Annotated in this window: 11 protein-coding genes and 3 tRNA genes; 10 read left to right on the top strand and 4 right to left on the bottom strand. The window is 32.5% G+C overall.

Annotated features, from left to right (window positions below; genetic code table 11):
* The first annotated feature begins 126 nt into the window (after positions 1–126).
* The 5 genes from porQ to UEQ13_RS04840 all read left to right on the top strand — a co-directional run bounded on the left by porQ (position 127) and on the right by UEQ13_RS04840 (position 5,561).
* On the top strand, positions 127–1,143 hold the full coding sequence (gene porQ / locus UEQ13_RS04860; protein WP_329805244.1) for a type IX secretion system protein PorQ: 1,017 nt from the start codon (positions 127–129) through the stop codon (positions 1,141–1,143).
* A 130-nt stretch (positions 1,144–1,273) separates the two neighbouring features.
* Complete coding sequence (gene cmk / locus UEQ13_RS04855; protein WP_329805243.1) at positions 1,274–1,975, top strand: (d)CMP kinase; 702 nt, start codon at positions 1,274–1,276, stop codon at positions 1,973–1,975.
* 360 nt (positions 1,976–2,335) lie between these two features.
* Positions 2,336–4,120: a 30S ribosomal protein S1 gene (rpsA, locus tag UEQ13_RS04850; RefSeq protein ID WP_329805242.1), complete on the top strand. Its 1,785-nt coding sequence runs from the start codon at positions 2,336–2,338 to the stop codon at positions 4,118–4,120.
* 122 nt (positions 4,121–4,242) lie between these two features.
* Positions 4,243–4,809 carry a fasciclin domain-containing protein gene (locus UEQ13_RS04845; protein WP_329805241.1) on the top strand — a complete coding sequence of 189 codons (567 nt, stop codon included), beginning with the start codon at positions 4,243–4,245 and terminating at the stop codon, positions 4,807–4,809.
* A gap of 122 nt (positions 4,810–4,931) precedes the next feature.
* Complete coding sequence (locus tag UEQ13_RS04840) at positions 4,932–5,561, top strand: hypothetical protein (protein ID WP_329805240.1); 630 nt, start codon at positions 4,932–4,934, stop codon at positions 5,559–5,561.
* Positions 5,562–5,684: 123 nt separating this feature from the next.
* Here the strand turns inward: UEQ13_RS04840 and pheT are convergent, their stop codons facing one another.
* On the bottom strand, positions 5,685–8,114 hold the full coding sequence (gene pheT / locus UEQ13_RS04835; RefSeq protein WP_329805239.1) for a phenylalanine--tRNA ligase subunit beta: 2,430 nt from the start codon (positions 8,112–8,114) through the stop codon (positions 5,685–5,687).
* A 160-nt stretch (positions 8,115–8,274) separates the two neighbouring features.
* Here pheT and UEQ13_RS04830 point away from each other — a divergent pair, with 160 nt between their 5' ends.
* Together UEQ13_RS04830 and UEQ13_RS04825 are read left to right on the top strand one after the other, a co-directional pair.
* On the top strand, positions 8,275–10,233 hold the full coding sequence (locus UEQ13_RS04830) for a KUP/HAK/KT family potassium transporter (RefSeq protein ID WP_329805238.1): 1,959 nt from the start codon (positions 8,275–8,277) through the stop codon (positions 10,231–10,233).
* Between the two features lie 106 nt (positions 10,234–10,339).
* Positions 10,340–10,492, top strand: a complete 153-nt coding sequence (locus UEQ13_RS04825; RefSeq protein WP_329805237.1) for a hypothetical protein — start codon at positions 10,340–10,342, stop codon at positions 10,490–10,492.
* Between the two features lie 57 nt (positions 10,493–10,549).
* Here the strand turns inward: UEQ13_RS04825 and UEQ13_RS04820 are convergent, their stop codons facing one another.
* Both UEQ13_RS04820 and UEQ13_RS04815 read right to left on the bottom strand, forming a co-directional pair.
* On the bottom strand, positions 10,550–11,311 hold the full coding sequence (locus UEQ13_RS04820) for a C40 family peptidase (RefSeq protein ID WP_329805236.1): 762 nt from the start codon (positions 11,309–11,311) through the stop codon (positions 10,550–10,552).
* 76 nt (positions 11,312–11,387) lie between these two features.
* On the bottom strand, positions 11,388–12,566 hold the full coding sequence (locus UEQ13_RS04815; RefSeq protein ID WP_329805235.1) for an acetyl-CoA C-acyltransferase: 1,179 nt from the start codon (positions 12,564–12,566) through the stop codon (positions 11,388–11,390).
* A 407-nt stretch (positions 12,567–12,973) separates the two neighbouring features.
* On the opposite strand from UEQ13_RS04815, the gene UEQ13_RS04810 reads away from it, so the two are divergent.
* The 3 genes from UEQ13_RS04810 to UEQ13_RS04800 all read left to right on the top strand — a co-directional run bounded on the left by UEQ13_RS04810 (position 12,974) and on the right by UEQ13_RS04800 (position 13,247).
* Positions 12,974–13,057: transfer RNA gene (locus UEQ13_RS04810), tRNA-Ser, on the top strand.
* 10 nt (positions 13,058–13,067) lie between these two features.
* A tRNA-Pro gene (locus UEQ13_RS04805) sits at positions 13,068–13,142 on the top strand.
* Positions 13,143–13,173: 31 nt separating this feature from the next.
* Positions 13,174–13,247, top strand: a tRNA-Arg gene (locus UEQ13_RS04800).
* Between the two features lie 462 nt (positions 13,248–13,709).
* Here UEQ13_RS04800 and UEQ13_RS04795 read toward each other — a convergent pair.
* On the bottom strand, positions 13,710–14,189 hold the full coding sequence (locus UEQ13_RS04795) for a hypothetical protein (RefSeq protein ID WP_329805234.1): 480 nt from the start codon (positions 14,187–14,189) through the stop codon (positions 13,710–13,712).
* Between the last annotated feature and the right edge of the window lie 10 nt (positions 14,190–14,199).

Genomic DNA, 14,199 nt, shown 5'->3' with positions numbered 1-14,199 from the left:
ACAAGGCATTTTAATTCATTTGAAATGCCTTTTTTGTTTTACTTTAAAAACAAATAAAACTAAATTTTCTCATTCTAATATATAATTTTATCTTCGCAACTGCGTTATTATAGAATAACTGAAAAAATGCTAAGAAAACTTTTGCTATTATTTATTGTCTTTGTTACGCCTATTTATGCGCAAGTAGGAGGGCAATCGGTATATCAGTTTTTGAATTTAGTACAATCTCCAAGACAAGCAGCATTAGGTGGAAAGACGGTTACTATTGTTGATTATGATGTAAATCAAGCTTTTTTTAATCCAGCTACCATTAATGCAAAAATGCACAATCAATTAGCAACCAGTTATAGTAATTATTTCGGTGAAGTGACTTACGGAACTGCTGCTTATGCCTATACGTGGGACAGACATGTGCAAACTTTTCATGTAGGTGCAAATTATGTGAACTATGGAAATTTTGATGGTTATGATGAATTTGGAAATCAAACCAACAACTTTACAGGTTCAGAAGGTGCTTTGTCTTTTGGATATTCTTATAATATTCCTTGGACTAATTTTTACGCTGGAGCAAATGTAAAATTGATTACTTCAGCTTTGGAATCTTATAATTCATTTGGTGTCGCTTCAGATATTGGTTTTTTATATATTGATGATAAGAATGATGTGAATTATGGTTTGTCATTCAGAAATATAGGTTATCAAATCAAACCTTATGAAACCACAAGAGAAAAGTTGCCTTTTGAAGTTACTGCAGGAATTTCACAATTAGTGGAAAATGTTCCCATTCGTTGGCATTTAACTTTTGAAAATTTACAGCAATGGAAAATTGCTTTCTCCAATCCAAATAGAGCAGAAGGAAGTTTAGATGGAACTACTACAGAAGAAAAAGTTGGCTTTTTAAATAATGCGTTACGACATGTTATAATAGGAGCAGAGTTATTTCCAGAAAAAGCATTTAATATAAGATTGGGATATAATTTCCGTCGCGGACAAGAATTAAATATCATTGATCAAAGAAATTTCTCAGGAATTGCAGCTGGTTTCAGTTTGCGATTTAATAAAGTCCGATTCGATTTTTCTCATTCTCGTTATACTGTAGCCGCTAATTCAAGTGTTTTTGGCGTAATGATTAATTTGGATTAAAAGGGTAAAAGTAAAATTCAAAATGATTCCAGTGGAATCAAATATTTAATAGATAAAATAAAAAATAATAATGATTCCAGCGGAATCAAATATTTATAGTGAGATTCCAGCGGAATCAAATGTTTATAGTATGAAAAAAATTACCATTGCCATAGACGGATTTTCGTCAACAGGAAAAAGTACGTTAGCCAAACAAATTGCCAAACAATTGGGCTATATTTATGTCGATACCGGTGCGATGTATCGAGCCGTAACGTATTTTGCGATGCAACATAATTTTGTTTCAGAAAATAATTTAGATGTTGAAGGATTAAACAAGAATTTATCTAACATCACGTTACAATTTCATTTTAATGAAGATTTAGGTTTTGCAGAAATGTATTTAAATGGTGAAAATATTGAGCAACCTATTCGTACTATAGATGTGTCGCGTTTGGTGAGTAAAATTGCAGAAATATCTGAAGTTCGTGCTAAATTAGTGGAGCAACAACAGCAAATGGGACAAAATAAAGGCATCGTTATGGATGGTCGAGATATTGGAACGGTTGTTTTTCCTGATGCCGATTTGAAATTGTTTATGACAGCAAGTCCACAAACCAAAGCCCAACGTCGTTTTGATGAATTAATTGAAAAAGGACAACAAGTTACTTTTGAAGAAGTACTACAAAACGTTCAAGAACGCGATTATATTGACACACACAGAGAAGATTCTCCATTAGTAAAAGCCGAAGATGCTATTGAAATTGATAATTCTTATTTATCCAAAAAAGAACAATTTGAATTGGTGATGGAGTTGGTGAATGAGGAATTACAAGAGCCAAGTGAAAAGTAAAAAGAGCCAAGTAAAAAGAGCCAAGTAAAAAGAGCCAAGTAAAAAGAGCCAAGTAAAAAGAATCAAGTAAAAAGAGCCAAGGAAAAAGTTAAAAGTGCTAAAAAAAGTAAAAACAGAGCTTTCAATTTCAAACACTTCTCACTAAAATACTATACTGATTTAAAAACTTTATTCTTTTTGCTTTTTCCTTGGCTCTTTTTACTTCAAAATATTTGTATTTCCCAAAAAAGTAGTATCTTTGCGCACCTTTTGGTGGAGTAGAGTTTTCAATTGGTAATCAAATATTTACATAAACACTGTTGTTGTTTTAATCTGCATGAAATAAACTCGAACAAACACAACATACAAAATAATAAACGCATGTCTGAATTAAACAAAGAACAAGAGTCGTTTTTAGCAGATTTCAACTGGCATAACTATGCTGAAGGAATTGATCCTATTGACGCAAACAATCTTCAAGAATTTGAAGATTTAGTAACAAAAACTTTCATTTCAACTTCTGATGAAGAAGTAGTAGAAGGAGTAGTTGTAAGAATCACTGACAGAGATGTTATTGTTGATATCAACGCTAAATCTGAAGGAGTTATTTCTTTAAATGAATTCCGTTACAATCCATCTTTAAAAGTGGGTGACAAAGTAGAAGTATTAATTGATATCCGTGAGGATAAAACAGGTCAATTAGTATTATCTCACAAAAAAGCAAGAACAATCAAAGCATGGGATAGAGTTATTTCTGCTAACGAAACTGGAGAAATTGTTAACGGTTTTGTTAAATGTAGAACTAAAGGTGGAATGATTGTTGACGTATTTGGTATTGAAGCTTTCTTACCAGGTTCTCAAATTGATGTGAAACCAATCCGTGATTACGATCAATACGTAAACAAAACTATGGAATTTAAAGTTGTGAAAATTAATCACGAATTTAAAAACGTAGTAGTTTCTCATAAAGCACTTATCGAAGCTGATATCGAAGTTCAGAAAAAAGAAATCATCGGTCAATTAGAAAAAGGACAAGTATTAGAAGGTGTTGTTAAAAACATTACTTCTTATGGTGTGTTCATTGACTTAGGTGGTGTAGATGGATTAATCCATATTACAGACTTATCTTGGTCTCGTATCAATCACCCAAGTGAAGTGTTAGAATTAGACCAAAAATTAAATGTTGTAATCTTAGATTTCGATGACGAGAAAACAAGAATTCAATTAGGTTTAAAACAATTAAACGCTCATCCATGGGATGCTTTATCTGCTGAATTAAATGTTGGTGATAAAGTAAAAGGTAAAGTAGTTGTTTTAGCTGATTATGGTGCTTTCATTGAAGTAGCTGAAGGAGTTGAAGGATTAATTCACGTTTCTGAAATGTCTTGGTCTACGCATTTACGTTCTGCTCAAGATTTCGTTAAAGTTGGTGATGTTGTTGATGCAGTTATCTTAACTTTAGATAGAGATGATAGAAAAATGTCATTAGGTATCAAACAATTAACTACTGATCCTTGGAATGGAATTACTGAGAAATATCCAGTTGGTTCTCGTCATACAGGTATCGTTAGAAACTTTACTAACTTCGGAATTTTCGTAGAATTAGAAGAAGGAATTGACGGTTTAGTTTATATTTCTGATTTATCTTGGACTAAAAAAATCAAACATCCATCAGAATTTGTTAACGTTGGTGACAAATTAGATGTTGTAGTTTTAGAATTAGATGTTGAAGCTCGTAAATTATCTTTAGGTCATAAACAAACTTTAGACAATCCTTGGGACAAACATGAAGCTGCTTATGCAGTAGGTACAGTTCATACTGGTACTGTTTCTGAAATTGTTGACAAAGGTGCTACTGTAGAATTTTCTGAAGACGTTCAAGGATTCGTTCCAACTCGTCATTTAGAAAAAGAAGATGGTAAAAAATTGAAAAAAGGAGATGCTATTGAATTTAAAGTTATCGAATTTAACAAAGAATTCAAAAGAATCGTTGCTTCACATACTGCTACTTTCAGAGAAGAAGAAGAGAAAAACTTCAAATCTGCTTCTAACGAATCTAGCAATAACAATGTAGCTTCATCTTCAAACAATGCTGAAAAATCTACTTTAGGTGATATCGATGCATTAATGGAATTAAAAGCAAGAATGGAAAAAGGAGGAAACTAATTTTTCAAATTCTTAATCATACTAAATCCCAATCAGAAATGATTGGGATTTTTTTTTTGTCTTATTTAAAACCAATCGAATTGTTTTCTCGTAAATGACTATATAACTTTAAAATCATAAACATGAAAACGAACAAAATTTTATCAGTAGTAGCCTTCACATTTGTATTATTAACTAGTGGAAATGCATTAGCACAAAAAGAAAAAACAGTAATGGTTGGTGGTGCTGCGATGTATCCTTCTAAAAACATTGTAGAAAATGCGGTGAATTCAAAAGATCACACCACTTTAGTAGCAGCAGTAGAAGCAGCAGATTTAGTAGAAACATTAATGACAGCAGGTCCATTCACCGTTTTTGCCCCAACAAATGCAGCTTTTGAAAAATTACCTGCAGGAACTGTTGAAACATTAGTAAAACCTGAAAACAAAAAAGTATTGCAAACCATTTTAACATACCATGTTGTAGCTGGTAAAATGAATGCAAAAGATATAGTTGCAGCTATTAAAAAAGGAAACGGAAAAGCAGTTTTAACAACCGTAAGTGGTGGTAAATTAATAGCTTGGATGCAAGGAAGTGATGTATATATTACTGACGAAAATGGTGGTTCTGCAAAAGTAACAATTGCTGATGTGAACCAATCTAACGGAGTTATTCACGTGATTGACACCGTTGTTACCCCGAAAATGTAATCCTCCCATAGTTTTTATTTAGTTGGAAATTCCATTTTAGTTCATTCTAAAGTGGGATTTTTTTGGTATTTATGGGAAGTTTAAAATTTCAATCCTTAATTTTACAAATAAATAAATTTAGTATGTTTAAAGATATAGAGTTCAAAAAAGCACTTCAAGAATTACCTGAAAAAGAAAAAGACAAACTTATTCTAAGATTGTTGCGAAGAGATATGGATTTGGCAGAAAAATTATTTTTCGAATTGGTAGATACTGATTCTATTGAAGACAAACGCCGTATAATGGAAACAACTATTTCCAAATACATCAAACGTTTTTCTGAAAATTATCATTCTTTGGATTATATAGCTGTGGAACTGCGAAGCATCAGTGGAAAAATTTCGCATCACGTAAAAATAACTAAAGATAAATTTGGAGAAATCAGTCTGAATTTGCAAATGCTAAATGAAACAATTGAGCAAAATTCTTTTTCGTTATCACATTCTAAACCACAGAAATCAACTAAGTTTTATAATTATGTAATTGTACGAGCTTTTAAAATTTTACTTTTAATTCATGCACTTCACGAAGATTTTTTGTTAGATTTTAAAGAAGATTTGGAAAGGCTAGGAGCAAACATCTCTAAAAATGCAATGCTTTTGAAAACGGCAAATTATAATAGTTTAGATGTAAATTGGATGATAGATGCAGAAATTCCTGAAAACATTATTCAAATACATAAAGAAATAAAAGCCGCTGGTTTTTTGAAATAATAAGTTGCGCAAAGATTCACAGAGAAAACGCAGAGATTCGCAAAGTCTTTATAAAATAAAAATCCTTTTAATTTACTTGAAATAGAAGCAAACTAAAAGGATTTTAAAATTTATATATTTCTTTTATCTTAAGACAGCTTCAAACTGAGCTTCAAAATTACTTTGCAATTTGCTCATGATTTTATCAATTTGAACATCGGTTAAAGTCTTTGAAGTGTCTTGAATAATGAAACTTAATGCATAAGATTTCTTTCCTTCAGGAAGATTTTTTCCTTCGTATACATCAAATAAATTTATATCTTTTAATAACGCTTTTTCTGTTTGTTTTGCTACTAAATATAGTTGTTCAAAAGTCACCGTGTCATTCACTAAAAGCGCTAAATCTCTTCTCACTTCTGGGAATTTCGGAATATCAACTAATTTAATTTTGTTTGAAACGTATTTCTGAATCGCATCCCAATTTAAATCAGCAAAAAACACATCTTGTTTCACGTCAAAATGTTTTAATACTGTTTTTTTAATCGTACCGAATTCGGCAATAATTTCGTTACCAATAGCAAAACCAATACCTTCGGCAAAAACATCGTGTGTTACAGGAACCGTTTTTACTTTCGCATCAATGTTTAATTTTGATAAGATGGCAGTAATATATCCTTTAAATAAAAAGAAATCACTTGGTTTTTGAGCCACATTCCAATTTTCAGAAGATGCATTTCCAGTCATAGTGATTGTTAAATGTTTTCTTTCTGTATATTTTCCTTCAATTGAGTGATAAGTTTTACCAAATTCGAATAATTTTAAATCTGAATTTCTTCTGTTTACATTATACGAAACCGCTTCCAAAGCAGAAAACAACATCGATTGACGCATTACAGATAAATCGTTACTTAACGGATTTAACATCGTAACTGTTTCTTCTGAACTTACTTGCTCAGAAAAAGCTACATAATTTGAATTCGTTAACGAATTTGCCATCATTTCATTAAAACCTAAGGAACACAATTGATTCGCAATTATATTTTGTACTTTAAATTCTTCCGTTCTTGATGAATTAGAAACTGAAGCATTAATTTTACTTGGAATTTTAATGTTGTTATATCCGTAAACTCTTAAAATTTCTTCAATAACATCTACTTCTCTTTGAACATCCACTCTGTATGAAGGAATATTTAAACCTAAACCAGCATCAGAAATGCTATTAATTTTGATATCTAAAGACGCTAAAATGTTTTTAATCGTTTCTTTTTTAAGTTCTTCACCAATTACTTTATTAACTTTTTCAAAGTTTAAAACGACTTTAAAATCTTCAATTTTCTTTGGATAAATGTCAACTACATCTGAAGTAATTTCTCCACCAGCTACTTCTTGAATCAACAAAGCAGCACGTTTTAAGGCGTAAGCTGTGATTTCAGGATCAATTCCTCTTTCAAAACGGAAAGATGCATCTGTTGATAGTGTATGACGTTTCGCTGTTTTTCTAATAGAAACTGGATTGAAATATGCACTTTCTAAGAAAATATTTGTTGTAGAATCCGTTACGCCAGAATTAGCACCACCAAAAACTCCAGCAATACACATTGGACCATTTTCATCACAAATCATTACATCTTCTTCGTGTAGTGTTCTTTCTATATTATCTAAAGTTGTAAATTTTGTACCTGCGGCAACTGTTTTTACAATGATTTTATTTCCTTTAATTTTATTCGCATCAAAAGCGTGTAAAGGTTGACCTAATTCGTGTAACACATAATTTGTAACGTCAACAATATTGTTTTTTGGAGTTAATCCAATAGATTTCAATCTGTTTTGTAACCAACTTGGAGAAGCTTTTACAGTAATTCCTGAAATAGTTACACCTGCATAACGAGGGGCTAATTTGGCATCTTCAACATTTACGTCAATTTTTAAAGTTCTTTTATCAACTTTAAATTTACTAACTGATGGTGTAATGAATTCAGTTGTTACATTAGATTGTAATAAACCGGCTTTTAAATCACGAGCAACACCCATATGACTCATAGCATCTGCACGATTTGGTGTTAAACCAATTTCGAAAACTTCGTCTACTTCTATGTTGAAAACTTTACTTGCTGGCGTTCCTGGAACTAAATCGTCAGATAAAACCATAATTCCGTCATGACTTTCACCTAAACCAATTTCGTCTTCGGCGCAAATCATACCATGACTTTCTTGTCCTCTGATTTTACCTTTTTTAATTTCGAAAGCGTTTCCGTCTTTGTCGTATAATTTCGTACCGATAGTCGCAACAGGTACTTTTTGCCCAGCTGCAACGTTACTTGCACCACAAACAATTTGTACAGGAGCATTTCCATCACCTAAATCAACAGTTGTAATTTTTAATTTATCTGCATCAGGATGTTTTTCGCAGGTTAAAACGTGACCTACTACAATACCTTTCAGTCCGCCAGTTACACTTTCAAACGCTTCAACTACTTCTACTTCCAAACCTAAATCGGTAAGTAAAGCAGCTGTTTCATCTGATTTCCAGTCTATTTTAATAAATTGTTTTAACCAATTGTAAGAAATACGCATTTTTCAAAATTTTAATAAGATTGCAAAGATAAGTAATTGATTAGAATTTGAAAGAAATATTGTATACTAGATATTAATATTTTGTTAAAATATTTTTCATTAAAATTGATTTTTAAACTTTTAGTTTTTGTAATTTTGTATTTCGTTTATAAATTTCAAAATGGAAAAAGGTCATCATGGCTTGCACAAACTTTCTGCAGCCGGTTTACTAGTTACGCTAGGTATTATTTATGGAGATATTGGAACTTCTCCTTTGTATGTTCTTAATGCGATTATTGGAAAAAATCCTATTGATTCAGATATAATTAAAGGAGCTATTTCATGTATTTTTTGGACATTAACACTTCAAACTACAATTAAATATGTAATTATTACCTTAAGGGCTGATAATAATGGTGAAGGAGGAATTTTTTCTCTATATGCTCTTATTAGAAAAACTAAAATTAAATGGCTTTTATTTCCTGCAATTATTGGTGGTTGTACCCTTTTAGCTGATGGAATTATTACGCCGCCAATTTCAGTTTCCTCAGCAATTGAAGGAGTAAAAACAATGTATCCAAGCTTTGAAGAAAAGTACATCATGTACATTGTAATTATTGTTTTAACTTTTTTATTCGCTATTCAGCAGTTTGGAACAAAATTTATTGGGAAGTTTTTCGGACCAGTAATGTTTGTTTGGTTTGCAATGTTAGGTGGATTGGGAGTAGCACAATTATTTTCGAATTTAGATATTCTAACGGCTTTAAACCCTTATTATGCTTATAAATTGCTTTCTATTCATGGTGGATATTTGTACTTAGGTGCTGTATTTTTATGTACAACAGGAGCAGAGGCATTGTATTCTGATTTAGGACATTGTGGAAGACAAAATATTAGAATCAGTTGGATTTTTGTAAAAACAACTTTGATTTTAAACTATTTAGGTCAAGGTGCTTGGTTGATTCAACATGATGGACAAACTTTAACGGAAGCAGGAATTACAAATCCATTTTATGGTGTAATGCCAGATTGGTTTTTACCTTTCGGAATTGCTATTGCAACGTTAGCAGCAATTGTAGCTTCACAAGCTTTAATTAGTGGTTCGTTTACCTTAATCAATGAGGCGATTCGATTAAATTTTTGGCCAAAAGTTAAGATTAAATATCCAACCGAATTAAAAGGTCAATTGTATATTCCTTCATTAAACTGGTTACTTTGGGCAGGTTGTATTTTCATTGTAATATACTTCCAAAAGGCAGCAGCAATGGAAGCAGCATACGGTTTAGCAATTGTGTTAACCATGTTAATGACAACTACTTTGTTGAACTTTTACATGATTTTAAAACGATATAATAAGTATTTCATTTTTACAATTATTTCTACTTATGTTATTATTGAAATGGCCTTTTTATATGCTTGTTTGCACAAATTTGGAGAAGGTGGTTACATTACTTTAATTATTGCTTTTGTATTATTTGCTGTAATGACTTGTTGGTATTTCGCTAGAAAAATTAGAAATAGATTCGTTGAATTTGTTAAATTAGATAAATACTTACCTGTTTTAGAAGATTTAAGTAGAGATGAATCTATTGCAAAATATGCTACTAACTTAGTATATTTAACAAGTGCAGATAATAGATACGAAATAGAATCGAAAATTATTTATTCGATTATTAATAATAGCCCGAAGCGTGCTGATATTTATTGGTTTGCTCACGTACATGTTGTAGATGAGCCTTATACAATGGAATACAGAGTTTGTGAATTTATTCATGATGATGTAATTCGTGTAGATTTTAGATTAGGTTTTAGAGTTGCTCCAAAATTCAATAAAATGTTTGCTCAGGTTGTAAAAGACATGCAAAAAAGAGGAGAAGTTGATTTAATAAGTCGATATACTTCTTTAAATAAGCACAAAGTAATTAGCGACTTCAGATTTGTATTAATTGAGAAATTCATGTCTTATGACAATGCATTACCATTTTATGAAAAACTAATTTTAGATGGTTATAACTTATTGAAAAAAATGGGCTTATCTGAAGAAAAAGCCTTTGGATTGGATCCAGGTTCTGTAACAATTGAAAAGTTTCCATTAAAAATTTCGGAAACGAAAGCATTAAAATTAACCAGAATAGATTAAGAATATAAATGAAAAGCCAGAATGTGAGTTCTGGCTTTTTTTATGATTTGTTTTGTTTAAAATAGTAATTAGTTTAAAAATTGATTAATTTTATAAAAAAGAAATCATGGAAAATTCTGTACTAATAATTGGTGTTGTTGTTTTTTTAGTATTTTTTTTAATACTATATTTTGTAAAGCAAAATAAAAAAGATAAAAAGGAATTGGAAAAAAAATTAAACAATGATTACAAAAAAATCGATTATTCTGATGAAGATTAGATTTGTAATATAAATAAAAAAGCCAGAATTTACGTTCTGGCTTTTTTGTATTTTGTTTTATATCACTTTCTTAATCACTCTCAATTTGTGAGTATGTCTTCCAGTATCTACGTTGTAAATTCCTAAGTGGTCAATTCTGTCAATTCTAACTTTTCCTGAAGCGTGAATGATGTAATTGTTTTCCATCATAATTCCAACATGGATGATGTTTCCTTCATCGTTATCAAAAAAGGCTAAATCTCCGGGTTCACTTTCTTCAATAAAACTTAACGCTTCACCTTGTTTGGCTTGTTGCGAAGCATCTCTTAAAAGAGTATAACCGTTTAATTTATACACCATTTGTGTAAATCCAGAACAGTCAATTCCAAAAGGCGTTTTTCCACCCCATAAATAGGGAGCGTTTAAATATAGAAATGCTGTTTTAAGAAGATTTTCTTTTGGTTTTACACCACATTCTTTTTTACCTTCAAACTGAAAATTGGCTGTATTTACTTCATTGATATCTAAGAAATTCAACGAACTTCCTAACGGAATTGGCATGAGTTGATTGGTTTCGTACGAAATGAAATCAATTAGTTCCCCATTTAATACAATCTCTGAATTTTCTAATAAATTGTATTGATTTTCGGTAATTTCTTGAAATTGTTTGTTGTCAATCCAACCTTCGTAAGTATCGAAAGCGGTTTGAATTTTGGTCCATTTAGGAGACGTTTCAATTATTTTAAAAGCATCACCAAATAACAATTGAGAAACCATTTCACTTCTGTCACTGGCTTCACTTCTTATCGGTACAATTCCTAAATTACAAATTCCAAACATGTATAGAAAAATAGAAAATAGAAAATAGAAGTTAGAAAATGAATATATTTCTAACTTCTATTTCTAATTATTAAAATTATGCTCTTTCAATAACAATTGCAGAAGCACCACCACCACCGTTACAGATAGCTGCAGCACCAATTTTTGCATTGTTTTGTGCTAAAACATTAATTAAAGTTACAATAATTCTGGCTCCAGAACAACCAAGAGGATGTCCTAAAGAAACCGCTCCACCATTTACGTTTACTTTATCGTTATCTAAACCTAAGATTTTTGCATTGGCTAAACCAACTACTGAAAAGGCTTCGTTAAATTCGAAGAAGTCTACATCAGCAACTGATAAACCAGCTTTGTCTAATGCTTTTGGTAAGGCTTTAGCAGGAGCAGTTGTAAACCATTTTGGTTCTTGAGCTGCATCTGCGTAAGATTTGATATATGCTAAAGGTTTTAAACCTAATTCGTTTGCTTTTTCTTCGCTCATTAATACTAATGCTGCAGCACCATCATTAATTGTTGAAGCGTTTGCCGCCGTTACAGTACCTTCTTTTGTAAAAACTGCTGCAAGAGTAGGGATACGGTCTAATTTTACATTGGTGTACTCTTCGTCCTTAGAAACGATAATTGGATCACCTTTTCTTTGTGGTACTTCAACAGGAACAATTTCTGCATCAAATTTACCAGCGTCCCAAGCATTTGCTGAACGAGTATAAGATTGAATAGCAAAATTATCTTGGTCTTCACGAGAGATATTATATTCCGTAGCACATAAATCTGCAGAAACCCCCATGGCGTTACCATCGTAAGCATCTGTAAGTCCGTCTTTTTGCATTCCATCTACGAAAATAGTTGGACCGAATTTTACTCCATTTCTTAAATGTGCGTAATGTGGAATTAAACTCATGTTTTCCATTCCACCAGCAACCACAATTTCTGCATCACCAGCCATGATAGCTTGAGCGCCTTGCATTACTGCTTTCATTCCTGAAGCACAAACTTTATTTATTGTAGTACAAACTACATCATTTGATAAACCTGCAAACAAAGCTGCCTGACGAGCTGGAGCCTGACCGTTTCCAGCCTGAACTACGTTCCCCATTAACACTTCGTCAACTAAAGAAGGGTTTAAATTTATTTTATTTAAAGCGCCTTTAATAGCTGCTGCTCCTAATTTAGTTGCTGGTACACTTGATAATGCGCCCATAAAACTACCAATTGGAGTTCTAACAGCTGATACGATAACTACTTTTTTGCTCATTGTGATTTGTTTTATTTTTTGCGAAAGTAACTAATTTTTAGCAAATTTTAAAGGTTTTATTGCTTTTTTAACGTGACAAATGTCCGATTTAAAACGTTGGGTAGCTTGTGATTTTTTCTTTTATTTTGTAAACTAGAGAAATTATTTTGAAGTGTAGGGAGTATCGATAATCGAATTTAATATGTTTTATTCCTATTCTAGTTGTTATTTGCTGTGGCGTTTTGAAAGAAATTGAGGTGAATTGACAAAATTCTGATAACTTAATTAAATTATTAATTTATCTATAATGTTGATATTTAGTAAGTTTGTTTTTTATTTAAAAATATTACATTTTTTTTCTTGTGAATTACAAATTTTGTTCTACATTTGCAATCGCAAAAAAGGATAAGTTCTTTGCAGAATTAATAGGAGAGGTGCCAGAGTGGTAATGGAGCAGTTTGCTAAACTGTCGACGGGTAACTGTCGCCTGGGTTCGAGTCCCTGTCTCTCCGCAATTATCCTCGGGGTGTAGCGTAGCCCGGTTATCGCGCCTGCTTTGGGAGCAGGAGGCCGCAGGTTCGAATCCTGCCACCCCGACAACATTTGGTTGTCAAATGAATAATTTTAAGGTTGCGTAGCTCAGCTGGATAGAGCAACTCACTTCTAATGAGTAGGTCCCAGGTTCGAATCCTGGCGCGATCACAAAGAGTCCCGATAGTTTTATCGGGACTTTTTTGTTTTTATTAAGTTTGAAGTGGGAAGCTGGGAGCGGGGAGCGGGAAGATGGAAGTAGGAAGTAGGAAGTGTTTTGCGTGAGATGCTTTAACTTCGTTGAATCTTCGATTTCAGCATGACAAACTAAGCGGATATATTAAAACGCAGTTGCGAGATATCAAAACGCAGTAAGGAGTTTTACATCTGCAGTAGCGAGATATCAAAACGCAGTAAGGAGTTTTACATCCGCAGAAGCGAGATATCTAAACGCAGTAAGGAGTTTTCTATCCGCAGTAGCGAGATATCTAAATGCAGTAAGGAGTTTTCTATTCGCAGTAACTAAATATCTAAACGCAGTAAGGAGTTTTCTTCGTGCGGAAGCAAGATATCTTCGTGCGGAAGCGAGTTTTACATCTGCAGTAGCGAGATATCAAAACGCAGTAAGGAGTTTTACATCCGCAGTAGCGAGATATCTAAACGCAGTAAGGAGTTTTCTCTCCGCAGTAGCGAGATATCTAAACGCAGTAAGGAGTTTTCTATCCGCAGTAGCGAGATATCTAAATGCAGTAAGGAGTTTTCTATTCGCAGTAACGAAATATCTAAACGCAGTAAGGAGTTTTCTTCGTGCGGAAGCAAGATATCTTCGTGCGGAAGCGAGTTTTCTTCGTACGGAAGCAAGTTTTCTTCGTGCGGAAGCAAGATATCTTCGTGCGGAAGCGAGTTTTCTTCGTGCGGAAACAAGTTTTCTTCGTGCGGAAGCGAGTTTTCTTCGTGCGGAAACAAGTTTTCTTCGTGCGGAAGCGAGTTTTCTTCGTGCGGAAGCGAGTTTTCTTCGTACGGAAGCAAGATATCTTCGTACGGAAGCAAGTTTTCTTCGTGCGGAAGCAAGATATCTTCGTACGGAAGCAAGTTTTCTTCGTACGGAAGCAAGATATCTAAA

This window comes from Flavobacterium facile, from assembly GCF_036321945.1.
GTDB classification, from domain to species: domain Bacteria; phylum Bacteroidota; class Bacteroidia; order Flavobacteriales; family Flavobacteriaceae; genus Flavobacterium; species Flavobacterium facile.
The sequence above is the reverse complement of the archived record's forward strand: the minus strand, read 5'-3'. Positions and strand labels throughout refer to the sequence as shown.

Bases quoted from the DNA above. Each gene is read 5' to 3' on its own strand.
- porQ (WP_329805244.1), top strand. From the start codon at position 127: ATGCTAAGAAAACTTTTGCTATTATTTATTGTCTTTGTTACGCCTATT.
- cmk (WP_329805243.1), top strand. From the start codon at position 1,274: ATGAAAAAAATTACCATTGCCATAGACGGATTTTCGTCAACAGGAAAA.
- rpsA (WP_329805242.1), top strand. From the start codon at position 2,336: ATGTCTGAATTAAACAAAGAACAAGAGTCGTTTTTAGCAGATTTCAAC.
- UEQ13_RS04845 (WP_329805241.1), top strand. From the start codon at position 4,243: ATGAAAACGAACAAAATTTTATCAGTAGTAGCCTTCACATTTGTATTA.
- UEQ13_RS04840 (WP_329805240.1), top strand. From the start codon at position 4,932: ATGTTTAAAGATATAGAGTTCAAAAAAGCACTTCAAGAATTACCTGAA.
- pheT (WP_329805239.1), bottom strand. From the start codon at position 8,114: ATGCGTATTTCTTACAATTGGTTAAAACAATTTATTAAAATAGACTGG.
- UEQ13_RS04830 (WP_329805238.1), top strand. From the start codon at position 8,275: ATGGAAAAAGGTCATCATGGCTTGCACAAACTTTCTGCAGCCGGTTTA.
- UEQ13_RS04825 (WP_329805237.1), top strand. From the start codon at position 10,340: ATGGAAAATTCTGTACTAATAATTGGTGTTGTTGTTTTTTTAGTATTT.
- UEQ13_RS04820 (WP_329805236.1), bottom strand. From the start codon at position 11,311: ATGTTTGGAATTTGTAATTTAGGAATTGTACCGATAAGAAGTGAAGCC.
- UEQ13_RS04815 (WP_329805235.1), bottom strand. From the start codon at position 12,566: ATGAGCAAAAAAGTAGTTATCGTATCAGCTGTTAGAACTCCAATTGGT.